At 57.4% G+C, this 18,230-nt stretch carries 18 protein-coding genes and 1 pseudogene; 8 read left to right on the forward strand and 11 right to left on the reverse strand.

Features of this window, described 5'->3' with window-relative positions; all coding sequences use genetic code 11:
- Positions 1-37: 37 nt before the first annotated feature.
- The 4 genes from SO156_RS41335 to SO156_RS41350 all read right to left on the reverse strand — a co-directional run bounded on the left by SO156_RS41335 (position 38) and on the right by SO156_RS41350 (position 2,672).
- Positions 38-934 carry an AAA family ATPase gene (locus tag SO156_RS41335; protein ID WP_498538811.1) on the reverse strand — a complete coding sequence of 299 codons (897 nt, stop codon included), beginning with the start codon at positions 932-934 and terminating at the stop codon, positions 38-40.
- Positions 867-1,646, reverse strand: coding sequence for a hypothetical protein (locus tag SO156_RS41340; protein ID WP_498538812.1), 780 nt, complete (start codon positions 1,644-1,646; stop codon positions 867-869). The genes SO156_RS41335 and SO156_RS41340 overlap by 68 nt, the downstream gene beginning before the upstream one ends.
- Positions 1,582-2,238: a hypothetical protein gene (locus tag SO156_RS41345; RefSeq protein ID WP_498538813.1), complete on the reverse strand. Its 657-nt coding sequence runs from the start codon at positions 2,236-2,238 to the stop codon at positions 1,582-1,584. The genes SO156_RS41340 and SO156_RS41345 overlap by 65 nt, the downstream gene beginning before the upstream one ends.
- Before the next feature lie 62 nt (positions 2,239-2,300).
- Positions 2,301-2,672 carry a hypothetical protein gene (locus SO156_RS41350; protein ID WP_498538814.1) on the reverse strand — a complete coding sequence of 124 codons (372 nt, stop codon included), beginning with the start codon at positions 2,670-2,672 and terminating at the stop codon, positions 2,301-2,303.
- 231 nt (positions 2,673-2,903) lie between these two features.
- Here SO156_RS41350 and SO156_RS41355 point away from each other — a divergent pair, with 231 nt between their 5' ends.
- The 4 genes from SO156_RS41355 (at position 2,904) to SO156_RS41370 (ending at position 5,483) form a co-directional block, all read left to right on the forward strand.
- Positions 2,904-3,221: a hypothetical protein gene (locus tag SO156_RS41355; protein ID WP_498538815.1), complete on the forward strand. Its 318-nt coding sequence runs from the start codon at positions 2,904-2,906 to the stop codon at positions 3,219-3,221.
- Positions 3,222-3,758: 537 nt separating this feature from the next.
- Complete coding sequence (locus SO156_RS41360) at positions 3,759-4,472, forward strand: recombinase family protein (protein WP_498538816.1); 714 nt, start codon at positions 3,759-3,761, stop codon at positions 4,470-4,472.
- Entirely contained in the window at positions 4,438-4,893 is a 456-nt protein-coding gene (locus tag SO156_RS41365) for a recombinase zinc beta ribbon domain-containing protein (RefSeq protein WP_498538817.1), read from the forward strand. The genes SO156_RS41360 and SO156_RS41365 overlap by 35 nt, the downstream gene beginning before the upstream one ends.
- 131 nt (positions 4,894-5,024) lie before the next feature.
- Entirely contained in the window at positions 5,025-5,483 is a 459-nt protein-coding gene (locus SO156_RS41370) for a hypothetical protein (RefSeq protein WP_498538818.1), read from the forward strand.
- A gap of 63 nt (positions 5,484-5,546) precedes the next feature.
- On the opposite strand, the gene SO156_RS41375 is transcribed toward SO156_RS41370, so the two are convergent.
- Positions 5,547-6,371: a methyl-accepting chemotaxis protein gene (locus SO156_RS41375; protein WP_498538819.1), complete on the reverse strand. Its 825-nt coding sequence runs from the start codon at positions 6,369-6,371 to the stop codon at positions 5,547-5,549.
- Positions 6,355-7,623: a HAMP domain-containing protein gene (locus SO156_RS41380; RefSeq protein WP_498538820.1), complete on the reverse strand. Its 1,269-nt coding sequence runs from the start codon at positions 7,621-7,623 to the stop codon at positions 6,355-6,357. The genes SO156_RS41375 and SO156_RS41380 overlap by 17 nt, the downstream gene beginning before the upstream one ends.
- A gap of 680 nt (positions 7,624-8,303) precedes the next feature.
- On the opposite strand from SO156_RS41380, the gene SO156_RS41385 reads away from it, so the two are divergent.
- The 3 genes and pseudogenes from SO156_RS41385 to SO156_RS41395 form a co-directional block, all read left to right on the forward strand.
- Positions 8,304-10,394 carry an AAA family ATPase gene (locus tag SO156_RS41385; RefSeq protein WP_498538821.1) on the forward strand — a complete coding sequence of 697 codons (2,091 nt, stop codon included), beginning with the start codon at positions 8,304-8,306 and terminating at the stop codon, positions 10,392-10,394.
- Positions 10,395-11,380: 986 nt separating this feature from the next.
- On the forward strand, positions 11,381-12,109 hold the full coding sequence (locus SO156_RS41390) for a hypothetical protein (protein ID WP_498538822.1): 729 nt from the start codon (positions 11,381-11,383) through the stop codon (positions 12,107-12,109).
- Positions 12,110-12,675: 566 nt separating this feature from the next.
- Positions 12,676-12,772 (forward strand): annotated as a pseudogene (locus SO156_RS41395) (ATP-binding protein); the annotation flags it as partial.
- On the opposite strand, the gene SO156_RS41400 reads toward SO156_RS41395, so the two are convergent.
- The 5 genes from SO156_RS41400 to bioB all read right to left on the reverse strand — a co-directional run bounded on the left by SO156_RS41400 (position 12,745) and on the right by bioB (position 17,310).
- On the reverse strand, positions 12,745-14,043 hold the full coding sequence (locus SO156_RS41400; protein WP_498538823.1) for an adenosylmethionine--8-amino-7-oxononanoate transaminase: 1,299 nt from the start codon (positions 14,041-14,043) through the stop codon (positions 12,745-12,747). The pseudogene SO156_RS41395 and the gene SO156_RS41400 overlap by 28 nt on opposite strands.
- Positions 14,030-14,674, reverse strand: coding sequence for a dethiobiotin synthase (gene bioD / locus SO156_RS41405; RefSeq protein ID WP_498538824.1), 645 nt, complete (start codon positions 14,672-14,674; stop codon positions 14,030-14,032). Before bioD ends, SO156_RS41400 begins: the two co-directional genes overlap by 14 nt.
- Positions 14,671-15,825 carry an 8-amino-7-oxononanoate synthase gene (locus SO156_RS41410; protein WP_498538825.1) on the reverse strand — a complete coding sequence of 385 codons (1,155 nt, stop codon included), beginning with the start codon at positions 15,823-15,825 and terminating at the stop codon, positions 14,671-14,673. Before SO156_RS41410 ends, bioD begins: the two co-directional genes overlap by 4 nt.
- 79 nt (positions 15,826-15,904) lie before the next feature.
- A complete protein-coding gene (gene panD, locus SO156_RS41415; RefSeq protein WP_498538826.1) occupies positions 15,905-16,258 on the reverse strand; it encodes an aspartate 1-decarboxylase in 354 nt (117 codons plus the stop codon).
- Between the two features lie 56 nt (positions 16,259-16,314).
- Positions 16,315-17,310 (reverse strand): biotin synthase BioB, encoded by a 996-nt coding sequence (gene bioB, locus SO156_RS41420; protein ID WP_498538827.1) that lies wholly within the window; start codon positions 17,308-17,310, stop codon positions 16,315-16,317.
- A gap of 114 nt (positions 17,311-17,424) precedes the next feature.
- Here bioB and SO156_RS41425 point away from each other — a divergent pair, with 114 nt between their 5' ends.
- Positions 17,425-18,057 (forward strand): GntR family transcriptional regulator, encoded by a 633-nt coding sequence (locus SO156_RS41425; protein WP_498538828.1) that lies wholly within the window; start codon positions 17,425-17,427, stop codon positions 18,055-18,057.
- Positions 18,058-18,230 lie beyond the last annotated feature (173 nt).

Genomic DNA, 18,230 nt, shown 5'->3' on the forward strand with positions numbered 1-18,230 from the left:
CGAATTCTCCCCCGGTCCTGCGGACACCCGGACACCCCTATAGGGGTGTGTCCGTGTCTGTCCGCGAAAAGGACAAATCGGCAAGATTGGACATTGTCCGCGTTTGTCCGCTGTCCGCACTCGCTCTGTCATCGTCCCGCACCAGCCAGACCCAGCCGTCGAGGCAAGCAATTCGCAGCTTTGTCTGCAAAGCATCCTTGGCCCGCCGGAATGCCTTTTCGCGGTCAGCCGCCTTTTTGGCCGACGACAGGGAGCCGCGCTCGCACATTGTTTCCCATTCATCCAACAACACGACGCGGACATTCTGCGGGAATTCCTGTGAGGGCGGAGGCCGTCGTCCGTGATCGTTGATACAGCGGGTCAGCAACTCCAGTGCGCGGCGCTGCGCACCACTGAGCCCTTTCTTGGAATTAGCCTCCTGTTCTGCTTCAGCCACCTCATCCGATATGACGGCGGTCGTGATAGGGTCCCCGTCATCGTCGGTGCCGAGCAGCGTGCTTTTGATCTTGTAATGCGTGAGCGGCCCCTCCTCGCCATCATTGATCTTGGTCACGATTGCAACCTTGACCCCGCCCTCGCCCTTGATCTGAACCATCATGTCCATGTCACCCAGATTGGCATTGGAGCCGCGATGTCCTCGCCCCTCATCCTTGGCAGTGTGACCGACGCACGCGATGTGAACGTTCGTCAGCTCCTGGACGCATCGCAGATTAGCAAGCACGATGTTCACGTCTCTTGCCTTGTCTTCGTCAGCGCCACCGGCGGCGATGCCCTTGCTGATCGTGTCAACAACAGCCAAGCCGACCTTGCAACCAAACCGAGCTTCGGCATTGCGGATCGCATCGGTGATCAGCGTCACGCAGCCCCTATTCTTCAGGTCGATGACGTTGGACGCGATGGCAATCGGCAGGTCCGGCGCGTCGTGATCTCGCATCTAGGCTGACAAACGGCGCTTGACCAATGCACCGCGCTCCAGCGCAAGGTAGACCACGCCGCAACGCTCTTTCGAACGGTAGCCGCGCCAATCCCAACCTGAAGCGACGTAGAACGCCAGATCGGTCATCAGCACCGACTTGCCGACGCCCGGCGGCCCGAACCAGTTCGATGTTTTCGCCCCGCGCGAGCACGCCCTTCATAATCCAGAGCTTCGGCGGCGCATCCGTCAGTTCGTTGTAGTAGGTTAGCGCCAGAGCACTTGCGGTGTTGGCCTTTTCACCGCCTTGATCGGGTTCAGCAGCCCTTGCTGCCTCCCACGTTTTGGCCTCTTCCGGGCGGCCAAACTTCTTGCGCGCATAGTCAATCTCTTTCCGAATATCAAGGTCATCGACACCGCCATCACTGTACTCAGCACATGCTAGTTTGATCTGGAGGTCGGACCATCCTTTGGCGACAGTGCTACCAATGAACCTCAGCATCGGCTCGCACCAGCCTTTGCCGGGCGTCGCGCGGCTCTGCTTGAGCAGAGCGACCAGTTCGTCGTCGCTTTTGCCGACCTTTAGTCCATGGTCCTTCGCGTAGGCAGCAAAAGGGTCACTAGCGTCAGAGGTGAAACTTCCGCCGAGCGCGAGCAGTTGTGCGGCGTTATACGTCGGTGCGTCGGCAATCTTGTGAAGCTTTGTCAGCTCGGCGATATAGCCGCGCTGCATTTTCCTCTCTGGCGGATACGAGACCGAGCCCCCCCAATCGCATCACGTGAACAGCGCCGACTACGCTCGGGTCGGTGCCGAGCAGCTTTGCCAAAGTCTCGTTGATCTGCCTCTGCTGCACGGCATCTTTGATGTCGGACACACTTAACAGCATCTGCCCGCGCCGATGTGGAACTGTGCCAGTGGTCACCACCACCGTGGGCTTGAGCCCATGCTGCTGCAAAAGCACTTCGATGCGCTCGGCGTCGCCAGGCCCGTCAAAGTCCACCCAAGCGAACGCCGACGCGAGATAGTTCTCTTCCTTGGCGCGGCGATCGGGCGGCATCTCGCGTTCGCCGTAGGTACGCAGCGCCGGGCCGACATACACGTTGCAGCCCGACTTATTCAACTTCGCCGCATCGTCAACAGCCGCCGCCAGCTCGAAGGCCGAGAATACCTTCGCTTCGTTCACATGGCCCGTATGCGGATGACCGTACGCGATCTCAACGCACGCGTTCGGATGCGCATTGACGAATGCCGGAGCAAACAGCGCGTACAGGTGTTCGTTGATGTCGGAAATATTTGGTAACGGGATTTGTGATTGCGAATTCATATCCAATCCAAACGCAGCATCATGCCCGCGAATAGCTTCTATCGCGCGATAGCTCTTTTAAGTCAGAGTTCAGAGCGGATTTGCTCAAAGACCCCGATAGCACCTGTGATGAAGGCAGAGATGTACTGATTGGAGATGTTGTTCTCATCACCAAAACAGATCTCGTGGACCTCATTAGGATCAATCTGTTCGTTTGGATCGATTGCTGCGCGGAGAGTTTCAAAGGGCTGCGAACGAATGCAGCACTCATCCGCCAAGCGTTGGAGCCATTGGTATTCAGCATCTCTTTCGGCCCATAATCGTCCCGCCTTCACTCCGCGCGTCGCGTCCACTGCGTCAGCAGTGCGTTTTGATGCGCGAAGCCGATCAACCGTAGCTGCACGACTCCGATCACACGCCTGGTCTTCGTTGTCATCTTTTCTATCCGCTGCCATTTGCGTTTTACTCCTGTTTTGCAGGCACAGCTCTCCGTTCGCCGAAGCAACAACTTGCTGTCGGCGGGCTGCAAGGAGAGATTTGTTTGACTGCTATTTCGCGCTCTCGATTGTTCGAGAGCAGTTACAAATTCACTACGAAGGCGGCAGTGGTCAAGAGCATGCACGGCGCGAGCACCGCGCGATGGTGGTCACTATGGATACTTCTCAACTCATGGGTGAGAGGTGTCCATGGTGGACACCAAAAAGTTCAAGCAAGATCAATATCAAACAATCTTAGGATGTACCATTTTATGGCATATACCAGCTGCGAAAAATATTTTGCAGATAACGATAATCGTTTCGTATGAGCATGCTTCGCCACCTGCTCGCAAGCTGCGAATGCACCGCCAACTAGAGCAGTCACAGCTTGCTCGCGTGAAGGATGAGCAATCGACCGCTTGGTTCCTCGTGAACAGCTCAGATACCGACAACAAAAAGACTTACCGTCAATCAAATGGACATCGGGTTATTGCACCCATCTCGCTCTGCGTCGTAACGACCGATTGAATAGCAGCGCGAGCTGATTTGCGTGAAGGCTATAGCATTTGATCTGGCTGCTGCCCCTTGCGAGGGAGGCAGCGCTCTTGCGTTGGCTCAAGCATTGAAGCGCGAGGCGCGCTGTGGCGCCGAGCGCGGCCATGCCCGTACATCGCCGGAGAAGTGATCGCGGTTGCGAGATCATTGCGGCTGCGCTCATCAAGGATCGGTCGGTGCGTTGATGGGCGGATGGGTGAGCATATTGAAGCTGTCGCTCAAAGCTGAGCGTGCGTTCAGACCCTGTAGCGGATGGGTTGCGTCATTCGACCGCGCACGTGTGCTTCGATTTGCTCCGGTAGGGAGCGCATCGCGGCCCGCTCGCGCCTGCGGTCCCATTCCGAGCGAGAAAGCAGAAGCACCAGATAAGAGTCATATAATACCTCCGGATCAACCCGAACCGGCCCTCTTTCGGTACGTGCGGGAGCTTGCCAAAAGACTCGCGCGCGAGGATCATGAAGCCGAGATCGCGGCCCGCCAAGCGTCAGCCCCCGCGAGGACCAAGAGCCCATGATCCGAGCCGCTGTTTACGTCCGCTATTCGTCCGACCGTCAGAAAGACCGCTCCATCGACGACCAGATCGCGCTCTGCCGCGACCTGTGCGCACGCGAGGGCATGGCGGTCATCTCGACGTTTGAGGACCGCGCGATTTCCGGCGCCGGAGCAATCAACCGCCCCGGCCTTCAGGCTTTGATGCGCGCCGCTGAGGCGCGCTTGTTCGATGTCATCGTCGCCGAAGACATGGATCGTCTGTTCCGCGACCAAGCCGACTATCACACCACCCGCAAACACCTCGATCATCTTGGCGTCGCGATCCACACTGCCGCAGGTAAAGTGGGCAAGCTCGACGGCGCGCTGCGGGCGCTCATGAGTGAGATGTACATCGAGAACCTCGTGCTGCCTACGCGGCGCGGCCTTGAAGGCGTGATCCGCGACGGGCGTCACGCTGGCGGGCGCGCATACGGCTATCGTACGGTGCCCGGAAAGCCCGGCGAGTTGGAGGTCGTCGAGGACGAGGCCGAGATCGTTCGCCAGATCTTTGCGCGCTACATCGCCGGCGAGACACCGCGTCAAATAGCGCACGACCTCAACAAATGCAGCGTGCGTCCGCCGCGTGGCCGGTTCTGGAACGGCTCGACCATCAACGGTCACGCCGCTCGCGGAGGCGGAATGATTTTGAACGATCTTTATGCCGGGCGGATCGTCTGGAACAAGGTTCGATGATCAAGGCCCCGTGACGCGGAAACGCCTCTCGCGCCCCAATCCAAAGGATCAATACAAGATCGTCGAGGCGCCGCATCTGCGCATCGTCGATGACGAAACGTTCAAGGCGGCGCAGGTCATCAAATCCGACCGTCGCCACGACGCGAGCCCATCGACGGTTCAAAAGGCGCGTGCCCCCAAGCGGGTCTTTTCAGGGCTGTTCAAATGCGGTTGTTGTGGCGGCGGCATGTCGTCAAACGGCGCTGATCGCAAAGGCGTGCGTCTGCAATGCAGCTCCTACAAAGAGAGCGGCTCGTGCACAAACAGTCGTCGCGTTTACCTCGATGACATCGAGGCGCTGGCGATCAAGGGTTTGCGCCAGCACCTCGCCCATCCCGAAGTGATCACCGAATTTGTCGATGCGTACAACGCCGAGCGCTAGCGGCTCAAGAAGGAGGCGAGCAGCGAGCGCGTCCGGCTGGAACGGCGGCTCGGCGAGATCGGACGCGAGATGAAACGGATCGTTGACTCCATCGTGATCACGGGCATGCCGCCAGAGCAGTTCGTTGTCGGATGAAGGAGCTTGAGGCCGAAAAGGCCAACGTCATGGCCGTGCTCGAAAACGCCAAAGAAATCGACAGCGTCATCGCCCTGCACCCCAAGGCGCTCGACCGCTACAAGCGCGCAGTTGTGGAACTGGCCGACGAGTTCAAGCGCGGCACCCCCACCGAGTTTGCGACAATCCGCGAATTGGTGACGGCGATCATCGTGCATGCGAGCCCAAGCCGCCCGGGCGGGGCCGGAACCAAGGCCAATGCCGAAGATGACCGAAGCGTGCGGATCGACATCAAGGGGCGTCTCGCCGCGCTCTGCGGCAACCCAGCCCTGTTTCCGAACATGGCTATGTCGGGGGGATCGATGGTAGCGGGGGAGCGCTATCACATTCCCTCAACACTAAGGCAACCCGCGGTACTCGTCCGACCTTCCGCAAGGCCGCAAACGCAAAACTTGCCCCCAAGCCTTCCTTGTTGACTGTGCCACTTGTATCGGCACCGGGCGCTCCCATGGTCCACAGTTCTAAAGAAGGATCAATGATCACGACCTAACCCCGGCGAGAAAGCCATCGACTTCGAGTTTGAGACGATGGCTGCTTTGGGCTAGCGCATTCGCAGATGTCAGTACCTGCGAGGAAGACGCGCCTGTGCTCGAGGCGCTCTGTGCAACCTGCCGGATGTTGCTGGAGACCTGCGTCGACATTTCGGCCGCACGTTGGATATTTTGCGCAATATCTTTGGTTGCCGTACCCTGCTCTTCGCTTGTAGCAGCTATCGTCGATGCGATTTGCGAGATCCTACCGATGCTGTTGCCGATCTCTGTGATAGCACTGACCGATTCGTTCGTAGCCGCCTGGATATCTGCGATTTGCTCTGCAATCTCCGAGGTCGCCTTGGCCGTTTGTGTCGCCAGCGACTTTACCTCGTGCGCCACAACGGCAAAGCCGCGGCCGGCCCTGCCCGCACGTGCAGCCTCGATCGTTGCGTTAAGAGCCAAAAGGTTTGTTTGCCTGGCGATTGCGGCGATCAGCTCAACGACGCCACCAACCTTTACTGCCGCAGCCGACAAGTGCTTTATCCTTCGGTCGCTTTCTTCGGCTTGGCGCACGGCGCCTCTGGCGATTTCTGCAGACTGCTCGACCTGGCGTCCGACCTCCGTAGCAGAGGCCATCATCTCCGCGGTACGTGCAGCGACAATCTGAACATTACCTGAAGCTTCGTCCGAGGCGGAGGCGACTTTGTCAGAGACTTGCTGTGTATTGTGCGCCGTATCCGTCAGGCTGCGAGCGGAAGCCTCCAGCTCGGTGGAGGCGGATGACAGTGTGTCGATGACGCCGCTTATCGCATCTTCAAAACGTCCTGGCAAGCTTCTCAAGCTCCGCCTTGCGTCGCATTCCCGCCAAACGATCCTGTTCCAGATTCGCTGCAAGCTCGGCCTGCGCCTTCTCCCTCAATTTGACCTTGAACGATTCCATGGCTTGCGCCATCTCACCGATCTCGTCCGAACGGCCAAGTCCGGGTAGGGTCGCCTCGAATTGCCCGGCCGCCAGCTGCCGCATCGCTCTGGTCATGCGAGTGATCAGCCGGGCCATGCCCTGCCCGACAACGATGGCAACGAAACTTATTGCGAGCGTGGTAAGTCCAATTCCCCAGCCCAGCATCTGGCGGATCCGCGAGGCACGCTCTTCCGCTGTGGCGGAGCTGGCATCAGCTGCCGCGATCGCTCTCAAGAGGAGGGGACGATTGCGACCGTAAATCTGCCCGAGATCATCAACCTGGTCATCAGAGGCCTGTTGAGCAACCATGAAGGCCACGAAGCTCGCCCGGTAGGAATCAATGAGTGTCTTCAGCTCCGCCTTGGCGGCCGGTTCCAACTGGGAGGACGCAAGTGCGACTCCGAATTCGGCGACCCCTTTGTCCAGTTCATCGCCGTATTTCTCCTCACGACGCAGCATGAAATCCTTTTCGTGCCGCCGCATCATCAGGATCAACACGGTTAGCTGCGGTTGATTGAACTGCGTAAGGCGCGATTCGGCCTGATGCACGGCATCGCGCAGCTTGCCCTGGAGGCCATCAGTCTCGGCGAACCCGAGCACACGCTGCGCTGAAACGATGTTGTTGAAACGAGTTGCATAAAGGCCGATTCCGGCGCGCAGGAAAGATATGTCTTTCAGGGGATCGCCCTCCGGCAACGAGGCAACATACTCCTCGATCTGATTGAGGTCGGCCAGCTCCTTCCTGATGCCTTGGGCGTGCCGCTCGATGAACGCTTCATCGTGCTTGCGCAAAAACTCCAGCGCAACGTGCTGCGATTCAAGAAATGCTTCTGAAAGCGCCGCCAGATGAGCACGAAGGTGGATGCTCTGATCTGCCTCGCGCTGCACCTGCGCAACATAATTGACCCCAACGATGCAAGTCGCCCCTGTGACGAGCACGCCCACTATTCCAAGCATCGCAATCTTGGTCCGCAGGCTTGGCCGAACTCGAGGAAGAATTGGCGATACGAAGCGTTTCACAGCAGCTGAGGTGGAAATCAAATTGCCAAACAATCCGTGACCATTACCTGCGCGACTCTGATCAGAACGCTCGAAACTCGCGCTCGGGGAGATGCCGACCATTCGCAACCTCTGTTGGGTTTGTTACACAAGGCTAACGAAGAGACCGGGATCGACGTCGTCCAGTGACGAGAGCGGCCGGACAGTTGCGCTTCGTTTTTGTCTTTCGCTCGTCAGGCTCAGCGCGTTCGCTTCGCCGATTGACGGACCGTCGACTGTCCCAAGAACGATTGCAAGATCGGCATATCACGTCGTCTAGCCGCAGACTCGCACGGTGGGCGGCAGCTCGCGCATAATTTGAGCGATTTTGCCGTAATTACGCAGGATTCACTCCTCTGGCTAGGGGGCGCCCGCGACTGCGGAAGCGCTGAGATTTCGCAAGCAGCTTTTAATGCGCACAATGCCTCCTAACAGCACTTCACAAGGCCGCTCGGATTGTGCGGTTCAGATCAGCGAGCGCGTGTAGTCCCCTACGATTGGCGCCGCGACGGTCCTTCGTCCCAAGCAACTTCTTGAGGTATTTCTGGGTCTGCTTCTTGCCGCCGAGCACGCGCGCTACGGCGTTCTGCAGCTTGTCTGGCGCCTTCCGTTGGACGCACCAAAGCGGGTGCTATACAGAGAATAAGTATAATGCGGTGAGGGACGAATCATGAGAGAGAGACCAAGCCTCGAGAGAACGGCCAAGACCATAGGCTGAGCCTCTTGGCCTCAATTTTATCAAACGGGTTTGCAGGAGCGTAGTTTTGAAAATCGACCGGCTGCTTATCAGTAACTTTCGCGGCATCAGCCTTGTTGATGCACGAGACCTCGGCGAGACGATCATCATCGCTGGTCAGAACGGCTCTGGCAAATCGTGTATCTTCGACGCGATTCGACTGTTAAAGTCGACATACGGCGGCTATCAGCAGAACGAGTGGCAGCACTTCTTCGGTGAGTTTGCAATCCAACTCCACGGCAACGCTATCAACTTAGCAGGCTTGTTCAACGATAAGAACAAAACAGTCAAGATCGAAGCCGACTTTCGGCTGCGAGATAACGAGAAGACCTACATCAAAGCAAACGCAAACGCGCTCCTAGAAGAAGCAATCTGGCAGACACTTCTGCCGGAAGCATTTCAGTGGGGTGGTTATCAGAAGGCTTTATTTGCCAATCAATTTCGTGAGCGACAGCCCGAGGTGACGGCTCGCGTTCAGAACGAGATGCCAACTCTGCTAGCTGAGCTGAACGGGCCGCAAATCTCTGGCTCAATTGAAATCCAACCAGCCGGAGGGGTTCTGATCCGTAACTCCCGCCTGTTGTCTGTTATCTTCACCAACTACAAGCCCAGACAGATTGGTGTAATCGATTTTCATGGAGCGCAAAGGCACTACGGGCGAGAGAACGTGCAAGGCATCAATCTGAGCCTAGAACAGGCCAACCAAGTCCATGGCGCGCATACGCTCTACAACTACAACAACAAGTACAACAATGTGAAAAGCGAGATGGCAGGCAATTACGTGAAGGAATTGCTTGCGGAGAAAGCGGCACCGAATTCTGAGGTCGCATCTCAGGGATTGTCGAACACGCTTAAAGAGTTGTTTGAATCTTTCTTTCCTGAAAAGAGGTTCAAGGGGCCGCAGCCGACTGCAGCGGGCAGTTTGAGTTTCCCGGTACTGACAGCCACCGGCACCGAACACGATTTGGACGAACTGAGTTCGGGGGAAAAAGAGATTCTCTACGGCTACCTTCGTATACGCAGTTCTGCTCCACGAGATTCTATAATTCTGCTTGACGAACCTGAGCTTCATCTCAATCCACGACTGATCAGGGGATTGCCCGAATTCTATCGCAAGCATCTCGGAGAAGCTCTGCAGAACCAACTATGGCTCGTTACGCACTCAGATGCGCTGATCCGCGAAGCAGTCGGAAAGCCGGGTTTTAATGTCTATCACATGTTACCCTGTGGGACCGAACCCCGGGGGTCGACGCAACTAAGGCCGCTCAAGGTCAGTGAGGATCTAGAACTCGCGCTCACAGACCTAGTCGGAGACCTTGCAGCATACCGGCCAGGCGGAAAGGGGCTAATTTTTGAGGGCGGGGGAGATTCAGAGTTCGACAAGAAGTTCACCGGGACCGTTTTCGTGGACGAGCTGCGCGGCATCAATCTCATCTCGGGGACAAACAAGAGCCGTGTGAGGGCACTTCACGAAATATTGGAACGCGCTCACAGAACAGGCGATTTGCCGACGAAGTTCTATGCCATAGTCGATGGTGACTTTGATGCATCCGAGGACCCCAAGGCGGTAAATCGGTTCAGATGGGACGTCTACCACATCGAAAATTACCTTCTTGAGCCAAAGTACATATTGTCTGTTCTGAATGCACTTGGAGTGGACGGGTACACCGAGGAGAAGATTTGGGAACGCCTGAGCATGGCTGCCCGAGATGTTGTCCCGAGCGCGCTAATCCACAAAATGCGCCATTTCGCTAACGGGTTCATCTTGAATTCGATTGACCTCAAATTTGAGCCGGACACAAAAGCCGTGGCAAATGATTTGCACGCTGCGGCAAAGCGCTCAATCGAGAGGCTTAACGCTGTCCTTGCAAGTAAAATCGACGAGGCTTCCCTTCAACTCCAAGAGCGGAGGTTTCGGCAGGAAATTGAGGAGAGCTTCGGCAGCGGCATTTGGGCGAAGCAGCTGCCCGGTAGAGACATCCTGCGGCGGTTTGTAAGCGCAGAGAGGCTGCCGGTTGGCTACGAAGTCTTCCGGAACCTCATCATGAGCAAGATGGCCGAGATCGGTTACAAGCCTGCGGGTATGAAGGCGATCATTGATCGGATCGTAGCGGACTGATCTGCCGCGCTTATCCCCGTTGGATTCACCGTGATCGCAATAAGGCTGGTCCTTTGGGCTGCCCCGAACCTCCCTTTTACTATATTCGCTCAGCCTATCGTTTATTTGCTTTGGGATTGGTCAACATGGCACAGCGCAATTTTAGGCCGTCGCCGCCAATGGACGATAACGGTGATGGGTGACTGCGCATTGAGGAGGGACATTGAGCCGCTGCATTGAGCACGCCCCTGAGCCGTGTCCCTCATGCCATCGTTGCGAGCATACTCACCTCATCGCCATCCTCTAACTCGTGCAGATGCCATTGAGCGGAGTTGAGGCATTGAGCCTGGCTCCCACCTTTGGCTCTCGCATACGGGACCCTTGAAGTTGGTCCGGTGTGCGGTGCTGGGGTTTTGGATTAGGAGTAAGTGCGTGTCATTGATCTCCTATGCCGTCGCCTTGAGCACTGAGTGATAATGTAGGAGAGATACATTCTATGTAGGGTGCTCGGCTCTACGCTTAAACTTAGAGGACGTGTCCTCTCGGGGGCCGAGAGCTGCATTAGTGGAAGCGTAAGGGGATCGGATCACCGTATGCTACCCACGACGACCGATGGAGAAGTCAGCGATCAGGCTGGACGTGCGGCATCGAACACCGCTTGGACGTACTCGTGACGGTGACCGCCTCCTCGATCCCATGGCTGGAGGAAAACTAACGGGCGGCGGAAGCGCGGCTTTCGGGCGAGCGTCTCGCCACTGGGGATCCCGCGCTTGCAGAACCGGTGAAACACGCTTTTTTTGGGGGGCAACGGAGTGACACTATTTATCGACTATAGCAGCGATGCCTTCCCAGGCAGCTATTCCTTTCGCCGACGGGACACCCTATCAGCCTCTTGGGACGAACTTCTCTGGGCAGCTGTCACACTAGGCCGCCCTAGTACCTATCACGTCTTCCGGTATGGTGAGGCCTCGTTCCACGAAGCTATCTTTCGGTTGGCGTTGATACGAATGGCCATCGAACAAGACTTCATCGGCTATCTTCGACGGACAGACGCGTTTGCAGCTCTCGATCCGACAGAGAAAGGGATGGTGAGCTATTTTTTGGGCATGACGCTTTGCAAGCTTTTTGCTTCACGCCTGTTGCTTACGCCATGGCTACTTCACCTTGACGTTTTTCGTAGCACCTTAAACCCAGTCTTGCTCGAACGTTCGCGCCCCGATCTCGTTGGGGAGGACGCAAGTGGTAACTGGCACGCCTTCGAAAGCAAGGGCCGCTCGTCAATCCCTTCATCGGCCGACAGGATAAAGGCCAAGACGCAAGCGCAGAGGCTTGTTTCGGTGAACAATCATAATTGCGTTCTTCAAGTGGGTTCATTCGCGTTCTTTCGCTCGGAGGAGCTCGAATTCTACTGGTGCGACCCGGAGCCAAGCTCAAAGGATGCGATCCATTTACCGACGCCCGAGGCGGAGTGGCGCTACTACTATGAACCGGCTCTTAGCCTAGCGTCTGACACCCATTCGGAGCCCATGACTACCGAGCGAGAAATGGCCGATGTCAAGGTAGAAATTCACCCCAAGGTCCACCAACTACTTTTGGAAGGTCAATGGGCACAAGCAAGGCGTTTGGCGATCGGGCTGCGCCCTACGATCGTGTCTGAAGGCTATCAAGCAGACGGCATCAAGCTGAGCGCTGGCGAAAGCTGGTTGAAGTCCCACGGGCCACGCGAGCACAGCTAACAAGAAGCACCGGTTTGTCGTGTCAACCCAGGACGGCCAAAGGATTCGCTGAGTGTCGTTCTCTTCTAAATCGAGAACGCCCGCATGGGGCTCCGCTGTGAATCCTGAGGGTTAGCTTCCCGGCGAGCTCGATTCTCGTATTGGTTCAGCCTGCGCCCCGCCCTGCGCTGGACACGATTCACTCACCCGCAACCCCCTTTTACAAACTGACTGCGATCAAGGTCGCTTAGAGCGTCTTGGGGCTGATTGTAGGCCTCAGACAAAGGCCTTATTGACTTCTGCGACCGCCTTCTTGAGCTTCACCGCGCCTGTTCCGGAAGCCTCCAAGCTCTTCAGCGCGTTACAATGGCTGTTCATTAAAGTTAGGACTGCGTCGATCGGACCGCGAAGTCTCTTGAACTTATTAATCTGGCAGTTCTTGGGATTGCTCTGCGCTATGGCGTCTGCGTCACCAGGCCGCCATTGAAGACGTCGATTACTGTGCAGCGCGTGGCCCCGATCGCGGACTCTTCCAGAAGTCCGCGAAGATCTCAGTTGATGCGCCACAATCAGATCATCACCGGTCCAAGGGCGTCGGCAAAAGATGGCTCGCTCGACCTTAGGCGGCAGGCATGCCGTGATGACCGCTCCGTACTCTACCAGCGAGTACCGAAGCTTTTTAGTGCGCCCCTTCCAGCCAGCGCATCAGTAGCATCCCAGATGCCAGCATAGATCTCAACAAGGTCTGCCGCTGTCGCGCAATACGGCGGCATGACGTAGATCGTATTGCCAAGCGGCCGCAGTAGCAGATTTCGCTTCTTGAAGAAGGCGTGCAGCTTTGGACCGATGTCCGCCAGATAACCCGGATCGCTCGTCTTCAGATCGAGTGCTGTAATCGTACCGGTTCGACGAACGTTTTCAAAGCGCGCATCGGCCCGGAATGGCTCAATTGCCTGTTCTTGCATCGCGGCGATCGCCGCCACGCGCTGGCGAGTTTGGGGATCTTGCCAGAGTTCCAGATTGGCTCTTGCCGCCGCGCAGGCCACGGGATTTGCGGTATATGAACTCGAATGGAAGAACGTGCGCGTCCGATCCTTCGAATAGTGCGCATCGAAAATATCCGCGCGACAAAGTGTTACCGCGAGGGGAAGCGCCCCTCCTGTAATCCCTTTGGAATAGCAGGCAATATCGGGGGTGACATTGGCCTGCTCGCACGCGAAGAGGGTTCCAGTGCGGCCCCAGCCCGTCATGACCTCGTCGGCAATGAACAGGACGTCTGAGGCCTCGCAGATGCGCTTCATCTCTCTGAGGACCCAGGCCGGATACATCAGCATTCCGCTGGCCCCCAATATCAGAGGCTCTACAATAAAGGCTGCCGGAATTTCGTTTCGACATGCGGATTCAAGAGCGTCGAGCGTATCTTGTTCACGACCTGTCGCGGGAAACGGGACCGAGGTGACGTCGAACAGCAAGGGCCCGTACGCCGCGTTGAACACGCCCCTAGCCCCGACCGACATCGCGCCAACCGTATCGCCGTGATACGAATGTTGCATCACGATGATGCGTATTCGCTGCTGGCCGACATTATGCCAATAGCCGAGTGCCATTTTTAGCGCGACTTCCACGCTTGTAGAGCCGCTGTCGGAGAAGAAGACATGCTCGAGCCCGCGAGGCGCCAATTTCAGAAGCTGCGCTGCAACTTCCTCGGCCGGATCGTGGGTATGGCCGGCAAAGATGATTTGATTGAGCTTGCCTGCCTGTTCCTGAATCGCGCGCACAATATATGGATGACAATGACCATGCGTCACCACCCACCAGGATGAGATTGCATCGATGATGCGGCGCCCATCCGCAGTGTGGAGATAGGCACCCTCGCCCCGAACAACCCTCGTCATCTCGGCTTGAAGAGCGTGTTGCGTGAAGGGATGCCAGATCGGCGACCTATTCTTTGGCATACAATTTGAAGCTATCTGCACGAAATGAGGCCTTGAATGCTGCCTCCAGCGTGTCCGCCGTGAGGGGAGAAAGCCATGGCAATCGGCCCAGCCAACGCACCCGCCCCATCTCGCGAATGATGGTCTGGGTTTCGGCATTTCTTTCGCCAATGAAGGCCATCCCGAGAAGGGGGATGTCGCGCTTTCGGAGGGCCTCTATCGACAGCAGCGAATGATTGATGGTCCCCAATTCTGTGCTCGCGCAAAGCACGACCGGGAGCCGCCATCGCTCGAACACATCAATGTAGAGCGTATCGCCGCTCAGCGGCACCATCAGCCCGCCCGCGCCCTCGATAACCAATGGCCGCCCCCCGGTATCAGGCACTTCGAGCGAATCTGGCTCGATGCGAACTCCGTCAAGCTCGGCAGAATAGTGGGGCGAGGCTGGCGTTCGAAGGCGGTAACGCTCTGGCAGGATGCGATCGGCCGGCAGGCCGCCCAGCCGGGCCACAGCCTCGGTATCGGTCTCTTCTCCGAGGCCCGCCTGAATCGGCTTCCAATAAGTCCCGCCAAGGAGGTTCGCAAGCCCCGCGGCAAACACCGTCTTGCCGATTCCGGTATCTGTGCCCGCCACCACGATGCTTGGCCTCATAGAAGTCCACCTCTCGTCTCCTCGATCAAGGTATCGAGCATTGCACGCACGTCGTCCTCGCTGACGTTGAGGGTTAGTGAGATTCGCAAGCGGGCTGTGCCCACTGGCACGGTTGGCGGCCGGATCCCGCGGATATCGAACCCGCGAGCCTGCAGTCGAAAGGCGAGCCGCATTGCACGCGCGTTGTCACCCACGATGTATGGCACGATTTGCGAATCGGACGGACTTTTCCAGCCACACTCGCTCATCTGCCGGTGCGTGAACGCGACCAACTCGGTGAGACGCCGCTGATGCTCGGGTTCCTGCTGAAGGATCAGAATCGCCTCTTGCACGGCGACCGCCATCAACGGCGAGGGTGCGGTGGCAAAGATAAACGGACGGCAACGATTGACCAGGAAGTCTTGTAGCACGCCGGACGCAGTGACGAGCGCGCCCGCCGCGCCCAGCGCCTTGCCGCAGGTATGAACGACCAGGAGATTTTCTCGTCCCTCGAAAGGCGCGGTGAGCCCCCGTCCCTGCTCGCCGTAAACACCCGTGGCATGGGCCTCATCGACCATAAGGAACGCATCATGCCGGTCGGCGAGCGCAACCAGCTCTTTGAGCGGCGCAAAATCACCGTCCATGCTGTAGAGACTTTCGGCCACGATCCAGATGCGACCTACCCCGCCATTTGCCCGCCAGTCACGAATCCTACCTTCGACCGACTCCGGGTCATTATGTGCGCTTATACAAAAATTAGCGCGGCTGGCTCGCGCGCCTTCATGAATGCTCGCATGCACGAGAGAATCGAGAACGAGGAGATCGCCTTTCTGCGGCACTGTCGTCAGGACCGCAAAATTTGCGACATAACCGCCACCAAAGAAGAGCGCTGTCTCGGCCCCAAAGAACCTAGCAGCTTCAGCTTCCAGACTTTCGTGCTCCTCGCAATTGCCGCGCAGAAGGCGCGAGCCGCCGGCGCCGATCGGTGTGCCGGCCTCGATCGCTGCCAAAACAGCCGCCTTCATGCGCGGCGCGCTCGCGAGCGCCAAATAGTCGTTCGACGTGAAATCGATTCCTTCACGCGGATTGAGGCGGCGCAACCGGTGGTCTTCTTTCAGAACGTGCAATGCCGCGGCATATCCGGCAACTTTTCCCGCGTGGATTGAATTCATTCTCATTTCTCGGGTAACGAAAACGCGCAAAATTCTGATGGATGCGAAGAAAAACGGCCCTAGCTCGGCCTTTTGCTCACTAAACCGGCGTGATTCGATTTTCGCGATCAACCAGCACGATGCGGGGTTTGAACGTTTTGGCTTCCACCTCACCAAACGAGGCGTATGCAATGACGCTAATTTTGTCTCCGGGTAACGCCAGGCGCGCGGCTGCACCGTTCAAGTCAATGGCACCCGAGCCGGGAGGCGCTTCGGTCACGAAAGTGGCAAAACGCGCGCCGGTTTCGACGTTGTGAATTTCGACGCGTTCGTTGACCAGGAACCCTGCTGCGTCCAGCAGCGTACGATCAATCGAGATTGAGCCTTCATAGTGCAGATCGGCTTCAGTCACCGATGCGCAGTGAATCTTGCCTTTCATCAAGGTAATTTGCATTTCTCAACCTATGCCTAAAGGAGTTTCGTGAGGACCGTTTCGCCGTCCCCGTGGGTTCAGGCAAGCCCGGACGTGATGCCGAGCCTGGTTAGCAAATTTGCGTCGCGCTCGGTCTTCGGATTTTTGGTCGTGAGCAGCACGTCCCCGATGAAAATTGAGTTCGCGCCCGCCAAAAAGCACAAGGCTTGCAATTCGTCGGTCATGTCATGCCGTCCGGCCGACAACCGCACCACACTCGTTGGCATCATGATCCGGGCGGTGGCGACCAGACGCACCAGCGCGATCGGATCGGGGCGCTCCGCGGTATCGTTGACCGGAACCCCATTGACCTCGTTCCAAAGATTGATCGGCACGTTTTCCGGAGGCTTTCGCAGATTAGCCAGCAGGACGAGCATGTCGAGGCGATCCTCAACGCGCTCGCCCATGCCGATTATGCCGCCGCAGCAGACCTTGATCCCCGCCTCGCGCACATGTTCAAGCGTGTCAATTCGATCCTGCAACGCGCGAGTGGTGATGATCTTGTCGTAGAATTCAGGCGATGTATCGATGTTGTGATTGTAGAAGTCGAGCCCAGCCTCGAAAAGCTGCGCCGCCTGCCCCAGTGTCAGCATGCCCAGCGTGACGCAAGTTTCCATGCCAAGCTCTTTGACGGCGCTGACCATCTCACAGACTCGATCCAGATCGCGGTCTTTCGGACTGCGCCAGGCCGCGGCCATGCAGAAGCGGGTCGCACCTGCCTCCTTGGCACGCTGCGCGGTGGCGACCACGTCAGCGCGATCCATCAGGCGGGTCGCTTTCACTCCGGTTTCGTAACGTGCGCTTTGCGCGCAATAGCCGCAATCTTCCGGGCAGCCACCCGTTTTGATGCTGAGGAGGCTTGCTGTCTCGAGGTGGTTTGGATCAAAATTGCCGCGGTGAACGCTTTGCGCTCGAAACATCAACTCAGGGAACGGCAGACCATAGAGCGCTTCTGCCTCGGTACGTTTCCATTTTCCGCTGACCTCTTCGAGTTCACAGCTTCCGTTCCGGTCAACTCCAACAGCAACACCCATAGGCCTCACGTCCGTAATCATAGATAATCGCGTGAATTATCTCTCGTCATCGACATTGGATCGATGCTAATCGATGCGGTATCGCGGCGCACCCATTTTTCCGATAGATAATCTATGATGAGTGAGAACAGGACGACTGCTGGACGCATCGCCGAGTCAATCGGTGAGCGCATTATCAACGGCGCGCTGCAGCCAGATGCAAAACTCCGGCAGGATCATGTGGCGCGGGAATTCAATTCAAGTCATGTCCCGGTGCGCGAGGCTTTTCGGCAACTGGAGGCTCAGCATCTTGTCGTAAGTGCACCCCGCCGCGGCGTGCGGGTCGCCCCGCTTGATGCGAATTCGGTGAAGGAGATCGCCGAGATGCGTGCAGCGCTTGAAGTGGTCGCGCTGCGCAATGCAGCTCCAAAGCTCTCATCGGTCCACCTGGCACGCATTGAACTTGCGCTGATTGAGGGAGACAGCGCTCAGACGATTGAGGATTTTGAGATGGCCAACCGGGCCTTTCATTACGCCCTGGTTGCGCCCTGCGCGATGCCCCGCCTGCTCGCCAGCCTCGATGAACTCCAGCTTGCAAATTCTCGGCTGGTATTTGCGATGGCGCGGACGGCCGGCTGGCGTCCACGGTCCAACCAGGATCACCGCCTGATTCTGCAAGCCCTGCGAGCGCGCAACCTGGACCTCGCCTGTAATCTACTCACACGTCACATTCAGAGCATTGAGCGCCTGGCGCTTTCCACCTCTTGATCAGGAAAACGCCTTTGTGAGCTCAGTTCAGACGCGAGGCGCAACAGTATCAAACAATCGATCATCAATATGCAGCAGCGAAGCGTTGCAGAGATCTCGATCCCAAGTTAGTTATGCGCTCATCTCTGATAGCTCCCCCTAAGGCCATCCATGATTCGTCATATTGTCTTGTT

It is taken from the genome of Bradyrhizobium sp. UFLA05-125 (assembly GCF_059803515.1).

Coding starts and splice junctions, on each gene's coding strand:
- SO156_RS41345 (WP_498538813.1), bottom strand. CDS start 2,238: ATGAATTCGCAATCACAAATCCCGTTACCAAATATTTCCGACATCAAC.
- bioB (WP_498538827.1), bottom strand. CDS start 17,310: ATGGGTGTTGCTGTTGGAGTTGACCGGAACGGAAGCTGTGAACTCGAA.
- SO156_RS41365 (WP_498538817.1), top strand. CDS start 4,438: ATGCCGGGCGGATCGTCTGGAACAAGGTTCGATGATCAAGGCCCCGTG.
- SO156_RS41355 (WP_498538815.1), top strand. CDS start 2,904: ATGGTGGACACCAAAAAGTTCAAGCAAGATCAATATCAAACAATCTTA.
- SO156_RS41380 (WP_498538820.1), bottom strand. CDS start 7,623: ATGGTCGGCATCTCCCCGAGCGCGAGTTTCGAGCGTTCTGATCAGAGT.
- bioD (WP_498538824.1), bottom strand. CDS start 14,674: ATGAGGCCAAGCATCGTGGTGGCGGGCACAGATACCGGAATCGGCAAG.
- SO156_RS41340 (WP_498538812.1), bottom strand. CDS start 1,646: ATGCAGCGCGGCTATATCGCCGAGCTGACAAAGCTTCACAAGATTGCC.
- SO156_RS41360 (WP_498538816.1), top strand. CDS start 3,759: ATGATCCGAGCCGCTGTTTACGTCCGCTATTCGTCCGACCGTCAGAAA.
- SO156_RS41390 (WP_498538822.1), top strand. CDS start 11,381: ATGGCCATCGAACAAGACTTCATCGGCTATCTTCGACGGACAGACGCG.
- SO156_RS41425 (WP_498538828.1), top strand. CDS start 17,425: ATGATGAGTGAGAACAGGACGACTGCTGGACGCATCGCCGAGTCAATC.
- SO156_RS41410 (WP_498538825.1), bottom strand. CDS start 15,825: ATGAATTCAATCCACGCGGGAAAAGTTGCCGGATATGCCGCGGCATTG.
- SO156_RS41370 (WP_498538818.1), top strand. CDS start 5,025: ATGAAGGAGCTTGAGGCCGAAAAGGCCAACGTCATGGCCGTGCTCGAA.
- SO156_RS41335 (WP_498538811.1), bottom strand. CDS start 934: ATGCGAGATCACGACGCGCCGGACCTGCCGATTGCCATCGCGTCCAAC.
- SO156_RS41400 (WP_498538823.1), bottom strand. CDS start 14,043: ATGCCAAAGAATAGGTCGCCGATCTGGCATCCCTTCACGCAACACGCT.
- SO156_RS41350 (WP_498538814.1), bottom strand. CDS start 2,672: ATGGCAGCGGATAGAAAAGATGACAACGAAGACCAGGCGTGTGATCGG.
- panD (WP_498538826.1), bottom strand. CDS start 16,258: ATGCAAATTACCTTGATGAAAGGCAAGATTCACTGCGCATCGGTGACT.